This window comes from Amycolatopsis jiangsuensis, from assembly GCF_014204865.1.
Taxonomy (GTDB): Bacteria; Actinomycetota; Actinomycetes; order Mycobacteriales; family Pseudonocardiaceae; genus Amycolatopsis; species Amycolatopsis jiangsuensis.
In genome coordinates this window covers 3,824,641-3,842,476 of sequence record NZ_JACHMG010000001.1, presented here as the reverse complement: position 1 = coordinate 3,842,476, position 17,836 = coordinate 3,824,641, and the positions used below count along the sequence as shown (strand labels likewise).

The window sequence follows — 17,836 nt, the reverse complement described above, 5'->3', positions numbered from 1 at the left end:
ATCGCGGGGTGGCCACCGCATCGTCTTCGCAGAGCAGTCCACGCCGTCTCAGCTTGCTCGACGGGCTCGATCCCGAGCAGCGCGCCGCCGCGGCCGCGCCCCGCGGCCCGGTGTGCGTCCTGGCGGGGGCAGGCACGGGGAAGACGCGCACGATCACGCACCGTATCGCGCACCTGGTCCGTTCCGGGCACGTCGCACCTGGTCAGGTGCTTGCGGTCACCTTCACCACGCGTGCGGCAGGCGAGATGCGCACCCGGCTGCGCGGGCTCGGCGTCGAGGCGGCACAGGCGCTCACCTTCCACGCGGCTGCCCGCCGTCAGCTCCGCTACTTCTGGCCGCGGGTCGTGGGGGACCGGCCGTGGGACCTGGTCGACAACAAGTTCCGGCTGGTCGTGCAGGCCGCTCAGCGGCTGCGGCTGAGCACCGAAGCCGAGGTGGTGCGCGACCTCGCGAGCGAGATCGAGTGGAGCAAGGCTTCGCTGGTGTCGCCGGAGGAGTACGCGGCTGTCGCGGCACGTACGCAGCGGGCCACGCCGGCGCCGGTCGCGCAGGTCGCGGAGGTGTACCGGCAGTACGAAGAGCTGAAGACGGCCGCGCAGGTGCTCGACTTCGACGATCTCCTGTTGCACACCACCGCGGTGCTCGAGAAGCACGAAGCGGTCGCTGTCGAGTTCCGTGACCGCTACCGCTGCTTCGTCGTTGACGAGTACCAGGACGTCACGCCGTTGCAGCAGCGTCTGCTCGACGCGTGGCTCGGCGGCCGCGACGACCTCACTGTGGTCGGTGACGCCAACCAGACCATCTACTCGTTCGGCGGTGCCTCACCGCGGTCGTTGCTGGAGTTCACGAGGCGGTTCCCCGAGGCGACGGTGGTGCGGCTCGAGCGCGACTACCGGTCGACGCCGCAGGTGGTGTCGCTCGCGAACCGCGTGATCGGGGCGGCCCGCGGTCGTCCGGCCGGTTCGCGGCTGAAGCTCGTGGGCCAGCGCCCGGAGGGACCCGAACCGCGGTTCGCCGAGCACGAGGACGAAGCCGTCGAGGCCGCCGCCGTCGCGCGGCGGGTCCGCGAGCTGCTCGACGGCGGCGTCGCGGCGAGCGAGATCGCCGTGCTGTTCCGCGTGAACGCGCAGTCGGAGGCATACGAGCAGGCGCTCACCGAGGCCGGGATCCCGTATCTGATCCGCGGCGGCGAACGGTTCTTCCAGCGCGCCGAGGTGCGGCAGGCGATGTCGGCACTGCGCGCGGCGTCCGTCGAACCGTCTTCGGCGGAGCTCGTGACCGCAGTGCGTTCCGTTCTCGCGCGCGTCGGTCTCACCGAGCAGCCGCCGGCGGGTGGCGCCGCGAAGGAGCGGTGGGACGCGCTGCTCGCGCTCGTCGAGCTGGCCGAGGAGCTGGCGGCAGCAGTCGACGACGTGGACCTACCGCGGTTTGTGGCGGACCTTGAGCAGCGCGCGGCAGCCCAGCACCCGCCGACGGTCGAGGGCGTCACGCTGGCGTCGCTTCACGCCGCGAAGGGGCTCGAGTGGGACGCGGTGTTCCTCGTCGGGCTGTCGGAGGGCACGATGCCGATCCTTCACGCGGACGGTGACGACGCCGCCATCGAGGAGGAACGCCGGCTGTTCTACGTCGGCGTCACGCGGGCGCGTGAGCACCTGTCGTTGTCCTGGTCGCTCGCGCGCGGCCCGGGCAGCCGGCGCAACCGTCGGCGCAGCCGCTTCCTGTACGGGCTGATTCCGGAGGACCATCCGGCGGCGCGCATCGCGCGTGCCCAGCAGGCACCGAAGGCCGCCACGAAGGTGAACCGCTGCCGCATGTGCGGCGGTCCGCTGGTGCAGACCATGGAGGTCAAACTCGGCCGGTGCGCTCGGTGCCCGTCCACAGTGGATGAAGAACTGCTGGAGAAGCTGAAAGCCTGGCGGGGAGAGCGGTCCCGGGAGCTGAAGGTGCCCGCGTTCGTGGTGTTCACCGACGCCACGCTGATGGCGATAGCCGAACAACGACCGACCGACGACGGCGCACTCGTGTCGATCTCCGGCATCGGAGCCACGAAGCTGGCCCGCTTCGGCGCCGAGGTACTCGACGTGGTGCGCGACTCGGTACGGGGTTGATGCGGCACTGCGGTCGTGACCGCGGCGCTGCTAGGTGCCTGCGGTGGTGCCGGGTGACTGCGGCGGTGCGATGCGACGGTGCAGGGTGGCTGCGGTGGTGCGGTGTGGCTGCGGCGGTGCAGGGCTGGCCGCCGCGGGCAGGGTGGACCGCGGCGGGCGAATGACTGCAGCGGTGCGGGGTGACCGCGTCGATGCGTGATTGACCGCGTCGACGCGGTGATCGGTGCGGCGAACCCACTGCTCACGGACGATCTTCGTCGCTTCGGCAGAGATTTGGGAAAATCGGTTGCCCCCGTCTCGTGGGGGCAATAACCTGCTGGTACACCCGGGTGGAAGAGCCCGGTCTGGGGAAGCATGTGACGAGAGCCGCCCGGTGCGGTGAGCGTCCGGACAGCGAAAGGTGGTGTCAGTGAAGTGAACGGCAATTACACGTTGCTCATGAGCCCTGGCACCGGTCTGTCCGTTGGTGTCGACCCAGCCCAGCGCCAGGGAACCGGTGTGTCCGCTGCCTGCTTCGGAGCAGCACTCCGTCGTATCGAGCGCACGTGGACCCCGGCCGGCACCACTCGTGTGTCCGCGGTCGTCGCCGTGGACCCGCAGGTCGATGTCGATCTGCCGACCATCAAGCAGTTCCGTGTTCCGTTGTCGTTACGGGAGCGAAGTCCCTGACCTAGTCAGGACATCAGGCTCACGAAGGCCGCGGAACCGGTAACCGGATCCGCGGCCTTCGTGTTTTTTTGGCTGCCCAACCCCTGAGGAACAAGGTGTCCAGTCCGAACACCGTCCCGACCACCACCACACTGAAAAGGAGCACGGACATGTCATCCGCCATCGCACTCGCCGAGAGTGCCGTGACCGACGGGTTCGACGTCGGCATCGGTGACCTGCTCGACGGCGTGACCGACCCCGAGGTGCCCTGCCGCTCGCGCGACGCCGACCTGTGGTTCGCCGAATCACCGGCCGAGCTGGAGCGGGCGAAGGCGTTCTGCGCCGGCTGCCCGGTGCGCGACGCCTGCCTTGCCGGCGCCCTCGCCCGGCGCGAGCCGTGGGGAGTCTGGGGCGGCGAGATCTTCGAACGCGGCGTGGTGATCGCACGCAAGCGGCCCCGCGGCCGCCCGCGCAAGAACGCCACCCTCGAGACCGCCGTCACCACCACCGCCCGGAGCGCCGCCGCATGACCGTCGAACTGCTGACCACCCGCGATTACGAGGCCCGCACCGGAGAAACCGCCCGCGTGCAGCCGAAACCGAAGCAGAACAAGACTCAGGAGACCACGAAGATGTTGCTGCACGAAGAACTGTCCCGTGCCCGAATACGGGAAATCCACACCGCGGCCGAGACATGGCGCCCCTGGCGTCACGCCCGAGCCGCCCGCCGCTGGTCCCGCCTGGCCCGCTGGGCCGAAACCCACGCGGAACGCCACCGCATCCAGCACTGACCACGACCCGATTCCGGGCAGCCGCCTCTGTCACGGGGCGGCTGCCCGGAAGCGGGGTGGTTGCCTGGTGTCGGGTGGTCGCGCGGTGTCGGGTGGTTGCCTGGGCTCGGGTGGTCGGCTGGTGTCCGGTGGTTGCCTCGACTGGGGGGGGTAGCTGTCATCTCGGTCGCGCGGGTGGCCGCCCGAAATCGGGTGGTTGCGGCCGTGCTCCGGGTAGCTGCTGCTCCGGTTCCGAGAGCTGTTGCCGTGCTTCGTCACCGAAATCCGCACCTGGACCAGAAACCGGGTGGTGTGGAACCAGACCGCCTGTCGCTCTCCCGTTTGCCTGGTCGGCAGGTTCCGGCGGGGCAGGGAGTAAGCGCGGGGCAGGTGGGTGCCGTCGGGGGATCCGCCTGCCCGCGGTCGTTCGCGGGTGTTCAATGAGGCAATGTCCGCGCATAGTCACGATCACATCGACTGGGCTGATCGGCTCGCGTTGCTCCGTGCCGCCGACAGTCTCGACTCCGACGCGCAGGCGGCTGCTGCCGCCCGGCTTGTCGCGCGGCTTCCCGGCACGCCGACGGTGGTCGACCTCGGCTGTGGCGCGGGCGGGATGAGCACCCACTTCGCCCGGGAACTCGCTGCTCGCGACGGCGGCACGATCATCCTGGCGGACGCGACGCCCGAGCTTCTGGACGAGGCCGAGCGCGCTGTCCGCGCTGTGGCCGGCTCGGTCGTGGACGTGCGCGCCGTGCATGCCGACGCCGCCGACACCGACCTGCCGGAGACGTTGCCGGCCGCCGACCTGGTGTGGGCATCCCGGGTCGTGCACCACCTGCCGGACCAGCAGGCCGCGGTCGGCACGCTCGCCGCGGTGGTACGGCCGGGCGGGATCGTCGCGTTGTCCGAAGGTGGGTTGAGCTTTTCCTGCCTCCCTTGGGATCTCGGAATGGGCCGGCCCGGGCTCGAGGAGCGACTGCACGCCGCGCAGGCCGAGTGGTTCGTCGGGATGCGTGAAGGCATCGACGGCTCCGTGCCGATGCCCTACGGCTGGCCGATCGCACTCGAACGCGCCGGGCTCGCCGAGGTCGGTTCGTTCAGCATGCTGGTCGACCACCCCGCACCGGGGCCGGACGCGCTGCCTGGCTACGTGCACCACCACCTCTCCCGGATCGCCGAGCACGCTGCCGAACTCCTGACCGCGGAAGACCGCGCCGACCTCGCCGCCTTACTCGACCCGGAGAGTCCGCACCACCTCGCCAACCGACGCGACCTGTACCTCCTGGGCGCCCGGAGCGTGCACCACGGACGTGTGTCATGACCGCACCGGACGTGTCCTGCGCACGCTGCGGCCGCTCCCGCGCGGCGGAGACTGACACGCTCGCCGCCCTCGCCTGGGCCTGCACCAAGGAAAATGGCACCGAACGCTGGCTCTGCCCGGGCTGCGCCCGCAACCACGCACGTGACATCGAGGGAAAGCTGCCCGACGAATACTGGTGAGCTGCCCGGCCCGGCTCGGCACCAGCGAGACGTTCCACCACCCCGGCAAACACTCCGCGTGTTCCCACTGCGTCACGACCTCCCAGAGCTGCGCAGCGAATCGGCAGCCGAATCAACCGGTCTCAGCGTCTCGGGGCCCCATCCGCACCTTGCCAAGGCGTGCGTCGCTACAGCATTCATTGCCGCGGGAGGTGATGGGTGCTTGGTTCGCTACCGAAGAACGGCCGTGCGTCCGGCCCCGGTGACCGTCCAAGGCATTGGTGCGAGTGAAAGACCGTGGATCAGGCAGCGTTCCCTGTTCGGCAGATCGCCCGGACCTTGGGCCGTGGTGTGCGCGCTGCCTGCGTGTAGGCCCGGATCAGCTCGCGACTCATTTCCTCGGGGGAGTCCATGAGCTGCTGCGGCGTGCAGCGGAACAGCACGGTGCCGGTTGCCGCGAGGGCGAGATGGCTGAAGTCGGTAGGGCCTGCTGCCGTGCGGTAACGCCAGGCCAGCCCGATCTCGTCCCACCAGGCGTCTGCGGTGCCGATCCGCCGGCCGCGGCGATCGCACACCGCCACGTTCCACTGCGGTGTGGGCAGCGCCGTCTGCCGGAGCACGTCGAGGGCTCGGCCGTGGGCGAACGTCTCCCGATCGTTCATCCCGCGAAGAACGGAGCGCACCGCCGCCGAACCGCGCTGGTTGCCCGCGTCGAGCTCGGCGAACAGTTCGGCGCGATCGCAGAGCCCCCAGTACAGCGGCAGCGACACCAGCTGGGCGACCGTATCGGGTTCGTTCTCCCGACGGGCCAGGTCGAGTGCGGCACGCGCGGGCGTGGCGTAGGGCAGGCCGTCGATCATCACCGGCTCCGGCATCCGCGCGGTGCGGTTGGCGAGGATCCCCGGCTCGGCGGCGAGCCGCCGGTAATGCGGCACGAGCAGGTGGATCTGCTCGGTAAGCGGGTGGTTCACGCCGTGGGCGCGCAGCGCGTCCGTGCCGGTGATCACGGCGTCCGGCCGGCAGCGGGCGATCGCCGCGTGCAGAAGCTGTTCCCGGCTCGGCGGTTTGTCGTGCACGAGGAAGACCCCGGAGTAGACCCTTTGCCACGGCCCGCCCGGTCCGGAGAGCTTCGCGATTCTTCGTTCCGAAAGTCCGGCTTCACGGAGGTGTCGCCGAACCAGCACACCGTGAGCCACCAAATCACCGAAAGCAGTCGGGTCGGTACTTGCTGTAATCGTCATGTATCGAGAATGGCGGCTCGGCCATCCGAGTGGAACCGCCTTCGGCAATCTGTGGACAACTTCGTCCGATCCAGCCGGAATCGCCTCTTCCTGTGGATAACTCAGGTGGCAAAACCGGGTTGCCATCGCTCCACGATGCCGCGTGCCGGGATCTCCGCGTCGAGCTGGCAGAGGATGCCGGTGGAACCGGCCGTGACCCGGTGGATCATCAGATATTCGGGCGGCAGGTTCAGTGACCGTCCGACGTGGAAATCGGTGCCGCGGGTGTCTCCGACCCGGCCGGCCTGACGCTGCATCCAGCGACGCGTGAAGTGGAACGTCGGCGTGGCCAACGGCTCGGTGAACGGTGCGAGGTACCGCAGCACCTCGTCCGACGACAGCTCGGAACCCTCGCGCACGAAGCCGTTTCCCCGCAGCAGTTGCATCAGCTCGCCGGAGTGGCCGTCGAGTGCCAGCCGGGTCATTTCGCCCAGATGCCGTGGGATGCCGTGTGGAAGCTTGGCGACTCCACCGAAGTCGATCACGCACAGGCGTCCGTCTTCGGTGAGCATGAAGTTTCCGGGATGCGGATCGGAGTGCAACAGGTGCACCCGGGCCGGCGAGGAGTAATGGAACTCGGCCAGCAATCGGCCCGCGAGATTGCGGGTCTCCTGATCGCCGTCGGAGATGATGCGGGCCAACGGGGTGCCGGTGACCCACTCCGTGACCACGACCTTCGGCGCGCTGGCCACGACGCGCGGGATCAGGAACGCGGGGTCGCCCTCGAAGGCCTTGGCGAACGCGCGCTGGTTGTCGGCCTCGGAGAGGTAGTCGAGTTCCTCGTCCATCCGCTCGGCCAGCTCGGAAAGCAGGGGCTTCACGTCGGTGCCGGGCACGAACGCCTGGAACAGCCTGCTGAACCGCTGCAGTTGGCGCAGGTCGCTGCGCAACGCCGCGTCGGCACCAGGGTACTGGACTTTGACCGCGACTTCGCGGCCGTCGTGCCACGTCGCGCGGTGGACCTGGCCGATGCTCGCCGACGCCGCCGGCTCGTCGTCGAAGTGCGCGAACCGGCCTGACCAGGACCGGCCCAGCTGCTCGGCGAGTACCCGATGGGTCTGCCGGGCCGGCATCGGCGGGGCCGCCGACTGCAGCTTCGTGAGCGCTTCGCGGTACGGCTTGGCCATGTCGTCGGGTACGGCGGCCTCGAACACACTCAACGCCTGGCCGAACTTCATCGCGCCGCCCTTGAGTGTGCCGAGGACCTCGAAGAGCTGCTCCGCGGCTTTGGCCGACAGCGTCGCACTCACCTGGTCAGCGCTCTGCCCGGTGAGCCGCTTACCCCAGCCGCCGACGGCCCGGCCCGCGATGCCGAGCGGAAGACTGGCCAGCTTCGCGGTACGTGCTGCGCCCCGCCGGGGCAGGGCGGGTTCGCGGTCTCCGGTGCGGTCGCGAAAGTCGGTCACCTGTGCGATTCTGCCTTGGCAGGCGTGGCCCCCGCAGCCCACCGAGGCCCGCGATGTGGGCTACATCTCCTGCAGTACCTCCTCTGGCTCATCCTCGTCCACCGCAACCGGTGCCCCGCAGCCGCAGTCCGGGTGCGGCTCCCAGTCCTCGTGGTGGACCCGGCCCTCGAAGTTGTCGATCTCCAGCGTGGTGTTCCACGTGGGCGGCGGCTCGTCACTGGGGGACAGCAGGCGCATGGCCTGCGCGACGGCGAGCGCCGCGCACGCCTGCACCGCGCCGAGGTCGGGCCGTTGCGACTTCCCGACGAGCTGGCTCGCCACCCGTGGCCAGGAGGAATCCATGTCGGTCCGATGCAGGTCGCAGCACCGCAGACAGGCACTGCGACCGGGCACGACGAGCGGGCCGACGATGCCGGTCCCCTCGCGGACCCGGACGGGAAGGTGCGGAATGCCCTCCTCGACCAGCTCCGCGACTTCCTCCGGCGGCGGGACGAGGGTGTCGGTGAGCAAGACGAGGTCGGGGCTGCGGCGGTGGTTTCGGGCGGTGGACACCTCGGGTGCCATGCGGGCCAGCACGGTCAGGATCGCGCGCCGGCGGAGCTGACCCAGCTCGAGGGTGGTCAGCCCGGAACCGAGATCGGCCTCGGTGACTGTGCCGGCCGCGCGGATGTCGAGGTGCCCGACACCGGCGTTCGCCAGCAGCACGGCCACGGCGACGGCCAGCCGTCCGCTGCCGTGCACGGCGACCAGGCTTTGCCTCCGGCGATCGGTGAGAGCGGTCTGATGGTGGCGGGCACGTAGCGACCACAGACCGGTCTCGATGCGCTTGGCCGCCTGCCGCGGGGCTTCGGTGACCAGCCCCAGTGCGGTGAGCTGCTTGAGCAGCAGGTGCAGCTGATCGCGGTGTTCGCCCACCGCGATCATGAGGTCGTCGAGCCCGCGCCTGCCGTCGAGCCGGCGGACGATCTCGACCACCTGGGGGACGAGCCCGCCTGCCACGACGCCATGTCGCGGATCGAGGCCGAACTGGACCTCGTCATCGTCGCGTTCGAGCACGTGGATGCCCGGGAGCAAGGTCGGGTGGTCCGGAAGCAGTACGTCCGGCGGCGGGACGGTGGACAACGTCATGCCAGTCAGCTTGGCACGGAGGAGGTGCCACGAAAGGGCGAAATGGTCAGTTGTCCACAGGCGTAGCCGATTGTGGACAACTCGGGCCTGTGACCTTTCGGCACTCCAAGTTGTCGGTGCCGGGCCTTACCGTTGTGTGGTGGTCGAAGCACGGATGCCCGCGTTGCGGGGCAGGGGCGAGAGCGCCCCGTCGGACACTCCTCAACACAAGGTCGAGGTGCGGCGCAGCGCGCGCCGGCACCGGACGGTCACCGCGTACTGGAACGACGACACCCTGGTGGTGCTCATTCCGGCCCGGATGACCCGCGCGGAAGAGAAACACTGGGTCGCGGAGATGGAGCGGAAGCTGCAACGCTCCGGACCCCGCAAGGCGAATCCGCCGAGGGCGTCGGACGAGGCGCTGCTCGCCCGCTGCGCAGTCCTCGCCGGAAAGTACTTCGGCGGGAAGGCGCTGCCGGCGAGCGTGCGGTGGGTGCCACCCATGCGCACCCGGTGGGCGTCGTGCACGCCGGTCGACGCCACGATCCGGGTGAGCGAACGGCTCCAACGGGTCCCGTCGTGGGTCTTGGACTACGTGCTGGTGCACGAGCTGGCACACCTGCGCGAACCAGGCCACGACGCGGCGTTCTGGGCGTTGGTGAACCGCTATCCGAAGACGGAACGGGCCATCGGATATCTCGAAGGTCTCTCGGCCGCGGCGGGGTGGGGCATATCGGCAGAGGATTGAGGATCGGGTGGTCGGCGTGGGGGTGTGGTGAGGCCGGTGTCGTAGGGCCTTTGTGGTGAGTGAGGGCCGGTGCGGTGGGGCCGCAGGGCAGAGCAGTCGCGGACCCGATCTTGACCGCGCAGGGCCACAGGCGAGGAAGGGGCAGAAACAGAGCAACCGTGAATAGCCGGACCAGGAGAAGGCAGGCCGGTACTACTTCTGGTCAGGTAAAGGCTGACCGGTGTCAGTGGGGTCAGTTGGGTCAGGTCGAGACACGCCAGGACTATTCGGAATGAGCCCGGCCGAGCTTGGACTAGCCGGCCCCGCCAGGCAACGGCTCATCGGCCCCGCCGTCGGCCAGGTAACGACGAGTCGGGCCGGGTCCGGGACGAGCCGGGACCTCAACCACACCCCGCCCGGTGCGGGTGGAGTGGTCGGGTCGGGTCGGGGTTCGAGGTGAGCCCGGCCCAAGCTGGACCTCACACCGGCCCGGCGCGGGTGGATCGGTCAGGTCGGGTTGGGATTCGAGGTGAGCTCGACCCATGCCGGACCTCACACCCCGCCCGGCGCGGGTGGATCGGTCAGGACGGGTCGGTGTCTCCCGTGTCCGTGTTCTTGTTCTCCGGGGCGGATCCGGGGTTTTCCTGCTTGGCCTCGCGTTCGGCGCGTTCCGTGCGTTCCAGTTCGGCGATCGGGTCCAGGTCGTCCGGGAGGGTGGACGGCTCGGACAGGCGGTCGGAGAAGTCCAACGGTTCGTCCAGGTCCTCGGCGGTCGGCATGAGGTCCGGGTGGGACCACAGGCCGTCGCGCTTGTCCAGGCCGTGGCGGTCTCCGACGAGTTTCCACAGGGACGAGGCGGCACGCATCCGACGGGGGCGCAGCTCCAGGCCCACCAGGGTGGCGAAGGTCTGCTCCGCGGGCCCGCCGGTCGCGCGGCGGCGGCGCAGCGTTTCGCGCAGGGCGTCGGCACCGGGAAGACGGTCGCCGATCGCCTCCGCGACCACCACGTCCACCCAGCCCTCGACCAGCGCCAGCAGCGTTTCCAGCCGCTTCAGCGCGGCCTGCTGCTCCGGCGTCGTCTGCGGCTCCAGCAGGCCCGAGGACATGGCCTCCTCGATGCTCGCCGGGTTGGCCGGGTCGATCTGGCCGGCCAGCGACTCCAGCGCCGAGGTGTCCACGGTGATCCCGCGGGCGAACTCCTCGACCGTGGCCAGCAGCCGCTGCCGCAGCCACGGAACGTGCGTGAACAGCCGCTGGTGCGCTGCCTCGCGCGCGGCGAGGAACACCAGCACCTCACTGCTCGGCAGCTCCAGGCCCTCGGTGAACTTCTCGATGTTCGCGGGCAGCAGCGCGGACGTCGCGGACGGGCCCAGCGGCAGGCCGACCTCGGTGGAGGTGAGCACCTCCTGGGCCAGCTGCGCCATCGCGTTGCCCAGCTGCGAGCCGAACGCCATCCCGCCCATCTGGCCCATCATCGACAGCAGCGGGCCCGCGGCCTGCTTGGCCTCCTCGGGCAGCGCCTGCATCCACGCGCCGGACATCTGCTGCGCCACCGGATCGCACAGCCGCTGCCAGGTCGGCAGCGTCTTCTCCACCCAGGCGCGCGCCGACCACGACACGGTGCTGGTCGCGCCCGCGGGCAGGATCGTCGCCGCGTCCAGCCACAGCTCCGCCAGCCGGGCGGCGTCGCGCACAGCGGTGGACGAGTCGCCGGACTCTGACGACGAGAAACCGAGCTTCGCGTCATCACGCCCGCTCAGGTTCTGCAGGGCGATCTGCTTCGCGAGGTCGTAGTTCACCGGCCCGCTCGACGTGCCGGCCTGGCTGAGCATCTGGCCCAGCTGGCTCAGCATCTGCCCGAGCTGGTTGAACGTCTCGGCGCCGGACTGCTCCGAGGGGTCACCGTCGCCACGCTTGTCGGGATCGGACGGTCCGAAACCGAACGGGGGTTTGCTCATGGGTTCCACCGTACGCGGGTACGAGCCCACTCAGCGCGTCAACCATGGCCTTCACCGGGAAGCGAACACCGTCACCGTACGCTGTCGCACGTGACCAAACCCGACGAGGAGACCGCTACCCCGCGTCAACGGCCAGCCACCCCCCGCGAACCGGCCCGCACGGACCGGCGGATGACGCGACGTGGCTGGACGCTGGTGGTCAGCGGCGCGCTGTTCCTGGTGTTCGTCGTGGCCGGCTTCCTGGTCCAGGTGCCCTACGTCGCGATCAGCCCCGGGCCGACCTACGACACGCTCGGTCGCGACGCCGCGGGTACTCCGGTGATCAAGGTCAACGGGCAGGAGACCTACCGCACCACCGGCGAGCTGCGGATGACCACCGTGTCGCTCAACGACGGGATCAACCTCTTCACCGCGCTCGGCCTGTGGGCCAGCGGCCGGTACGCGCTCGCCCCGCGCGAGGAGTACTACCGGCCCGGCGAGACCAACGAGCAGGTCAAGCAGGAGAACATCCAGCAGCTGCAGGATTCGCAGACCGCCGCGCAGGTCGCCGCGCTGCGCCACCTCGGCTATCCGGTGCGCGTGGTCGCCAAGGAGATCGTCTCGGGCAGTCCGGCCGACCACGTGCTGGCCCCCGGCGACCGGCTGGTCACGGTGAACGGCAAGCAGGTCAAGGAGGCCACCGACGTCGCCGGCGCGCTCACCGGCACGAAACCCGGCCAGAGCGTGCAGGTCACCTTCGAGTCCTCCGGCGGCGCCCAGCGGACCGTGCCGATCACGCTCGCGCAGCGCGACGACCGCCCGCAGGGCTTCCTCGGGCTCACCGCGGCGGACCGGGTGAACGCGCCGTTCAACGTCGCCATCTCGCTGCAGGACGTCGGCGGCCCGTCCGCCGGCCTGATGTTCACCCTGGCGATCATCGACCGGCTCACCCCGCCCGGAAAGACGGAGGCGGACCTCGCCGCGGGGCGGCACATCGCGGGCACCGGCGAGATCAGCGAAACCGGGCAGGTCGGACCGATCGGCGGCATCTCGTTCAAGGTCGTCGGCGCCCGCGAGGCCGGGGCCACCGACTTCCTCGTGCCCGCGCACAACTGTGCGGAGGCCGCCTCTGCCGCACCGGACGGGCTCAACCTGATCAAGGTGTCCACTCTGGACGACGCGCTGACCCAGCTGGAGAACCTGAAGGCGGGCCGCCCGACCGCGCACTGCTGACGGGCGGCCCGGCCGCTCAGGGCTGGAAGGTCGCGGTCAGCGCCTCGAGCAGGTTCGGCGCCAGATCGGGGCTTTCCACGATTTCGTCCACGGGCTCCTCGGCGCCGCTGCTGTCACCGTCGCCGGACGGAATCCCGCGCAGCCGCATCACGCAGGCCCGCTCGCCGTCCCGCAGCACGGCCGCGACCAGCCGTGCCTCGGTGCGTCGCGGATGGTCCGCGGCGGCCCGGCGCAGCCGTTCGCCGTCCGCCTCGGCGACACCCTCGAGCTCCTCCTCGACGTCCGGCGGCAGCACGATGATCTCCTGCGCCAGCGCGCAGCCCACCACGATCTCCGGCCACGCGATCCGGCCGAGCGACTCGGCGAGGTCGCCCTCGGGCAGCGCGTCCTGCGCCACCGGGGTCAGCGGGTTCGCCCGGTCCAGCTGGCCTGCCAGCTCGGGCTGCTCGTCCAGCAGCGCCGCGGTCGGCACCAGCGCGAACAGCTGCGGCGGCTGGTCCCAGCCCGCGGCGGCGACGAACTCTTCGACTTCCCGCGCCAGACCGGCGACGGGATGGGCTGCGGAGGGCTCACTCGGTGACATGGCGACATCGTCGCAGGCCGCTGTCGCCGGCGCCGTCAGACGTGGTCGATCGGGTCGTCCCGGGAACTCCGGAGCCCATCCGTAGAGTTAGAGCACCAGGGGACTCCTCGGCCAGCCCGTGCGGGACCCCGCGCACATGTTCACGAAGACAGGAGCGTTGCCGTGGCGACTCGGCCCCCGGTGAGCCTGAAGCTGTCCCGTCGCAGCCGGATCCTCCTCATCATCGCCGCGGTGGTCGTGCTGGCGCTGCTGCTGGGCGTCCGGCTGCTCGACACCTATGTGGACTGGCTCTGGTTCGGCGAGGTCCAGGCCCGCTCGGTGTTCACGACCGAACTGCTCACCCGGATCGTGCTCTTCGTGGCCGTCGGGCTGCTGGTCGGCGGAGCGCTGGCGGTCAGCCTGATCATCGCCTACCGCACCCGCCCGGTGTTCGTGCCGGTGTCCGGCCGGGACGATCCGCTGTCGCGTTACCGCTCGGTGGTCGTCGCGCGGATCCGGCTCTTCGGCATCGGCATCCCGGTGCTCACCGGCCTCATCGCGGGCGCGTCGGCGATGGGTGACTGGCAGACCATCCAGCTCTTCCTCAACGGTACGTCCTTCGGTCAGAAGGACCCCGAGTTCGGCATCGACCTCGGCTTCTACGCCTTCTCGCTGCCGTTCGTGAACTGGCTGCTCGGCTGGCTGTTCATCACCGTGGTGATCTCGTTCTTCGGCGCGCTGATCGCGCACTACCTCTTCGGTGGCATCCGGCTGGCCGGCCGTGGCGGGCAGCTCGCCGGCCCGACCCGCGCGCAGCTGGCCATCACCGTCGGCATCTTCGTGCTGCTGAAGGCGGTCGAGTACTTCTTCGACCGGTACAACCTCCTGCTGTCCGACCGGGGCATGCCGTTGTTCAACGGCGCCACCTACACCGACCTCAACGCGGTCCTGCCGGCCAAGCTGATCCTGCTGTGCATCTCGGTGATCTGCGCGGTCGCCTTCTTCGCCGGTGCGTTCCTGCGCAACCTGCAGCTGCCGGCGATCGCGCTGGTACTGCTGATCCTGTCCGGCGTACTGGTCGGCGTCGCGTGGCCCGCCATCCTCGACCAGTTCTCCGTCAAGCCCAACGCGAACGAGAAGGAAGCCACGTCGATCCAGCGCAACATGGACGCGACCCGGTCGGCGTTCGGGCTCACCAAGATCGAGTACGAGCAGTACAAGGGCAAGACCGAGGCCACGCCGGAGGAGGTGAAGGCCGACACCGGCACGGTGTCGAACATCCGGCTGCTCGACCCGAACGTCCTCAGTGACACCTTCACCCAGCGCGTCGGCCGGGAGAACTTCTACGGCTTCCCGGCGAAGCTGGACATCGACCGTTACGCCGTCGGCGGAACCACGCAGGACTACATCGTGGCCGCCAAGGAGATCAAGACCGACGGACTCACCGGCAACCAGACCAACTGGATCAACAAGCACCTGGTCTACACACACGGCAACGGGTTCGTCGCCGCGCCGGCCAACACCATCGACCGCGCGGTCAAGGACTCCAACTCCGACGGCGGCTACCCGATCGCCACCACGAGCGACACGACCAACCCGACCGGCGCCGGGTCCGTCAACGGACAGCCCGGGATCATGGTCAAACAACCGCGCATCTACTACGGCGAGCTGACCAACGAGAACGACTACGCCATCGTCGGCGGCACCCCCGGGCAGGCGCCCGGCGAATACGACACCGACACCCAGCGCGGCTACCTCTACCAGGGCAAGGGCGGCGTTCCGCTGGACAACTGGTTCAACCGGCTCGTGTTCGCCGCCGAACACGGCGAACGCAACATCCTCTTCTCCGACGCCATCGGCGACGGCTCGAAGATCATGTACAACCGGGATCCGCGGGAACGCGTCAGCAAGGTCGCCCCGTGGCTCACCCTCGACGGCGACCCGTACCCGGCAGTCGTCGACGGCAAGATCCAGTGGATCGTCGACGGCTACACGACGCTCAACAACTACCCGTACGCCCAGCAGACCCAGCTCGGCGAGGCCACCAACGACTCGCTCAACGGAGTCGCCAAACAGGCCAACAGCTCGATCAACTACATCCGCAACTCGGTGAAGGCCACCGTCGACGCCTACGACGGCACGGTCAACCTCTACTCGATCGACGACAAAGAACCCGTGCTGAAGGCGTGGGAGAACGTGTTCCCGGGACTGGTCAAACCCAGCTCCGAGATCTCCCCTGACCTGCGCTCGCACTTCCGCTACCCGGAGGACCTGTTCAAGATCCAGCGTGAGCTGATCGCCCGGTACCACGTGAACAGTCCGCAGGAGTTCTACGCGCAGCAGGCGTTCTGGAGCGTGCCGCAGGACCCGACCGAAGACGGCACCTCCACCACCACCGCCGCCAACGTGACCAACCAGCCCGGCTACTACGTGCTCGCGGACGCGGCAGGCGAAGGACGGCCCACGTTCCAGCTGACCAGCGCGCTCACCGGTCTGCAACGGCAGTACATGTCCGCCTGGATGTCGGTCTCCTCCGATCCACAGGACTACGGCACCATCCGCGTACTGCGATTACCGGCGGCCAGCGGGGCCAACCAGACCGACGGGCCGGTACAGGCGCAGAACCGGTTCCAGAGCGACAGCCGGGTCGCCCAGGACCGCACCCTGCTCAACAACCCCAACGTCATCCCCATCTACGGCAACCTCATCACGTTGCCGGTGGCCGACGGGTTCCTCTACGTCGAACCGGTCTACATCCGCCAGCGCAACCAGCTGAGCTATCCCCAGCTGGCGCGGGTCCTCGTGTCCTACGGCGCCAAAGTCGGCTTCGCACCGACCCTCAACGAGGCGCTGGACCAGGTGTTCGGCAACGGCACCGGAGCCGCGGCGACCACCCCACCCGCCGACGAAACCCCCGGCACCCCGCCGTCCAAGCCGGAGACATCGACCAACCCGCCGCCGAACTCCGGCGGCAGCAACCCGGCACTCGACAAGGCCGTCACCGACATCCAGTCGGCGCTGACCAAACTCAAAGCCGCCCAACAGTCCGGGAACTTCACCGACCAGGGAGCGGCACTCGCCGCGCTCGACGCCGCCGCCAAGGAATACGACGCGGCCAAGTCCAGTACGTCACCCAGCAACGGCGCACCCACCAGCGGGGCGCCCCAGCAGCCCGGCGGGTGACGTCCGTTACGGAAAAGGCACCTGCTTTGCGCCCGCCCGAAACCCGGGCGTAAAGTAGGTGCCACGACGCGGGGTGGAGCAGTTCGGTAGCTCGCTGGGCTCATAACCCAGAGGTCGCAGGTTCAAATCCTGTCCCCGCTACAGAAGCGGTATGCCCGTCCTTGCTGAATGCGCAAGGGCGGGCTTCTTTCGTTGTGTCTTCTGGGGGTCGGACCCCCAGACCCCCGCCAGGCGGGGCTTCGCCCCCCTGGACCCCCCAACGGTGGTTCAGTTGGGAGTTGAGTGCGGTTTCGGAGGTGAGGGGGAACGAGAGGGAAGTGTGGAGTCCTGGGGCGGCGGTGAGGTGAAGCGCGGAGTCCGGGGGAGCGGTGAGAGGAAGTGTGGAGTCCCGCGGCAGCGGTGAGGGGAAGCGCGGAGCCCAGGGGAGTGGTGAGTGAGAGTGCGGGTGCGGAGCGGCGGTGAGCGGAGTGCGGGGGTGCGTGAGGGGCGGGGGAGTGAGCGTGAGGAGTTGAGGGGGGCGGTGTGAGAGGCGTGTGGGGGTGTGTGTAGGGTTGTGTTCACAACGACGCGGGGTGGAGCAGTTCGGTAGCTCGCTGGGCTCATAACCCAGAGGTCGCAGGTTCAAATCCTGTCCCCGCTACAGAAGGTGGTAGGCGTCCGGTTTGCGAGGATTCGCGAGCCGGGCGTCTTTTTGCGTCCTTGCGCATGGATCGCTGTGCCCGGATCGCTCGGGTGGTGGTTGCGCGGGGGCGGGCGATCGCGGAGAGTGGCCGGGTCTACAAAGGACATGCGTTCGGGTTGGGCTGAACGAGCGGTTCGGACTAGCCATTGTGGACGGATCGGTGGCCACTGTGGACATAAGGGCGCGGAAGTGGGACCGTGGAGGGCGTGTCCGAATTGAATGCTACGGCTGCCGCACTGCTCGGTCTGCTCCACGACGGTCCTGCCACTGGCGGGCAGTTGGTCGCGGGCGCGGACGAACGGTTCGGAGCCTTTTTCAGTGTCACCCGTAGTCAGGTGTACCGCGAGCTGCCGGCACTGTCCAAGGAAGGACTCGTCCGGCTGGGCAAGCAGGGACCACGCTCCAGCCAGCAGTACGTGCTGACAGCGGCCGGGAAAAAGGCGTTCAAGACGTGGCTCGCGTCCGAGGCCGGTCCCGACCACCTGCGCAGCCCGCTCATCCTGCGGCTCGTGCACGCCGGATCGCTGACGGCGAAACAGCGCACCTCCCTGCTGGAGGCAGCGCGCACCAGCTACCAGGGCCGGCTCGACGAGGCCAAGACGGCCACCAAGTCGGCGGACGGGCCCTACGCCAAGGCCGTCGCCGAGTTCGCTCAGGCACAGGCCAAGGCCGCCCTGAAGCTGCTCGACGCGATCCCGCAGTCCTGACGATTCGC

The 17,836-nt window shown here is 69.4% G+C and carries 14 protein-coding genes and 2 tRNA genes; 11 read left to right on the top strand and 5 right to left on the bottom strand.

Annotated elements, in window-relative coordinates; all coding sequences use genetic code 11:
- Positions 1-8 precede the first annotated feature (8 nt).
- The 5 genes from BJY18_RS16825 to BJY18_RS16805 all read left to right on the top strand — a co-directional run bounded on the left by BJY18_RS16825 (position 9) and on the right by BJY18_RS16805 (position 5,025).
- Entirely contained in the window at positions 9-2,108 is a 2,100-nt protein-coding gene (locus BJY18_RS16825; protein WP_184780881.1) for an ATP-dependent DNA helicase UvrD2, read from the top strand.
- A gap of 818 nt (positions 2,109-2,926) precedes the next feature.
- Positions 2,927-3,286, top strand: coding sequence for a WhiB family transcriptional regulator (locus BJY18_RS16820; RefSeq protein WP_184780880.1), 360 nt, complete (start codon positions 2,927-2,929; stop codon positions 3,284-3,286).
- Positions 3,283-3,546, top strand: coding sequence for a hypothetical protein (locus BJY18_RS16815; RefSeq protein ID WP_184780879.1), 264 nt, complete (start codon positions 3,283-3,285; stop codon positions 3,544-3,546). The genes BJY18_RS16820 and BJY18_RS16815 overlap by 4 nt, the downstream gene beginning before the upstream one ends.
- Positions 3,547-3,973: 427 nt before the next feature.
- On the top strand, positions 3,974-4,846 hold the full coding sequence (locus BJY18_RS16810; protein WP_184780878.1) for a class I SAM-dependent methyltransferase: 873 nt from the start codon (positions 3,974-3,976) through the stop codon (positions 4,844-4,846).
- Positions 4,843-5,025 carry a hypothetical protein gene (locus BJY18_RS16805; RefSeq protein WP_184780877.1) on the top strand — a complete coding sequence of 61 codons (183 nt, stop codon included), beginning with the start codon at positions 4,843-4,845 and terminating at the stop codon, positions 5,023-5,025. Before BJY18_RS16810 ends, BJY18_RS16805 begins: the two co-directional genes overlap by 4 nt.
- 281 nt (positions 5,026-5,306) lie before the next feature.
- On the opposite strand, the gene BJY18_RS16800 is transcribed toward BJY18_RS16805, so the two are convergent.
- From BJY18_RS16800 to BJY18_RS16790, 3 genes are read right to left on the bottom strand one after another with little or no spacing between them, the layout of a single operon-like run.
- Positions 5,307-6,371 (bottom strand): type IV toxin-antitoxin system AbiEi family antitoxin, encoded by a 1,065-nt coding sequence (locus BJY18_RS16800; protein WP_246458891.1) that lies wholly within the window; start codon positions 6,369-6,371, stop codon positions 5,307-5,309.
- On the bottom strand, positions 6,347-7,690 hold the full coding sequence (locus BJY18_RS16795) for an ABC1 kinase family protein (RefSeq protein WP_184780876.1): 1,344 nt from the start codon (positions 7,688-7,690) through the stop codon (positions 6,347-6,349). The genes BJY18_RS16800 and BJY18_RS16795 overlap by 25 nt, the downstream gene beginning before the upstream one ends.
- A 60-nt stretch (positions 7,691-7,750) precedes the next feature.
- The gene (locus BJY18_RS16790) at positions 7,751-8,818 is read right to left on the bottom strand and encodes a TOMM precursor leader peptide-binding protein (protein WP_184780875.1); all 1,068 of its coding nucleotides are present in this window, start codon (positions 8,816-8,818) and stop codon (positions 7,751-7,753) included.
- A gap of 217 nt (positions 8,819-9,035) precedes the next feature.
- Here BJY18_RS16790 and BJY18_RS16785 point away from each other — a divergent pair, with 217 nt between their 5' ends.
- Positions 9,036-9,545: a M48 metallopeptidase family protein gene (locus tag BJY18_RS16785; protein ID WP_312874107.1), complete on the top strand. Its 510-nt coding sequence runs from the start codon at positions 9,036-9,038 to the stop codon at positions 9,543-9,545.
- 560 nt (positions 9,546-10,105) lie between these two features.
- Here BJY18_RS16785 and BJY18_RS16780 read toward each other — a convergent pair.
- A complete protein-coding gene (locus BJY18_RS16780) occupies positions 10,106-11,482 on the bottom strand; it encodes a zinc-dependent metalloprotease (protein ID WP_184780874.1) in 1,377 nt (458 codons plus the stop codon).
- A gap of 171 nt (positions 11,483-11,653) precedes the next feature.
- On the opposite strand from BJY18_RS16780, the gene BJY18_RS16775 reads away from it, so the two are divergent.
- Positions 11,654-12,694, top strand: a complete 1,041-nt coding sequence (locus BJY18_RS16775; RefSeq protein WP_312873867.1) for a YlbL family protein — start codon at positions 11,654-11,656, stop codon at positions 12,692-12,694.
- Positions 12,695-12,710: 16 nt separating this feature from the next.
- On the opposite strand, the gene BJY18_RS16770 is transcribed toward BJY18_RS16775, so the two are convergent.
- Positions 12,711-13,277: a PPA1309 family protein gene (locus tag BJY18_RS16770; RefSeq protein ID WP_184780873.1), complete on the bottom strand. Its 567-nt coding sequence runs from the start codon at positions 13,275-13,277 to the stop codon at positions 12,711-12,713.
- A gap of 180 nt (positions 13,278-13,457) precedes the next feature.
- Here BJY18_RS16770 and BJY18_RS16765 point away from each other — a divergent pair, with 180 nt between their 5' ends.
- The 4 genes from BJY18_RS16765 (at position 13,458) to BJY18_RS16750 (ending at position 17,828) form a co-directional block, all read left to right on the top strand.
- Positions 13,458-16,439 (top strand): UPF0182 family protein, encoded by a 2,982-nt coding sequence (locus BJY18_RS16765; RefSeq protein ID WP_184784653.1) that lies wholly within the window; start codon positions 13,458-13,460, stop codon positions 16,437-16,439.
- Between the two features lie 67 nt (positions 16,440-16,506).
- Positions 16,507-16,580: transfer RNA gene (locus BJY18_RS16760), tRNA-Met, on the top strand.
- A gap of 425 nt (positions 16,581-17,005) precedes the next feature.
- A tRNA-Met gene (locus BJY18_RS16755) sits at positions 17,006-17,079 on the top strand.
- A gap of 248 nt (positions 17,080-17,327) precedes the next feature.
- Positions 17,328-17,828 carry a PadR family transcriptional regulator gene (locus BJY18_RS16750; protein ID WP_184780872.1) on the top strand — a complete coding sequence of 167 codons (501 nt, stop codon included), beginning with the start codon at positions 17,328-17,330 and terminating at the stop codon, positions 17,826-17,828.
- Positions 17,829-17,836 lie beyond the last annotated feature (8 nt).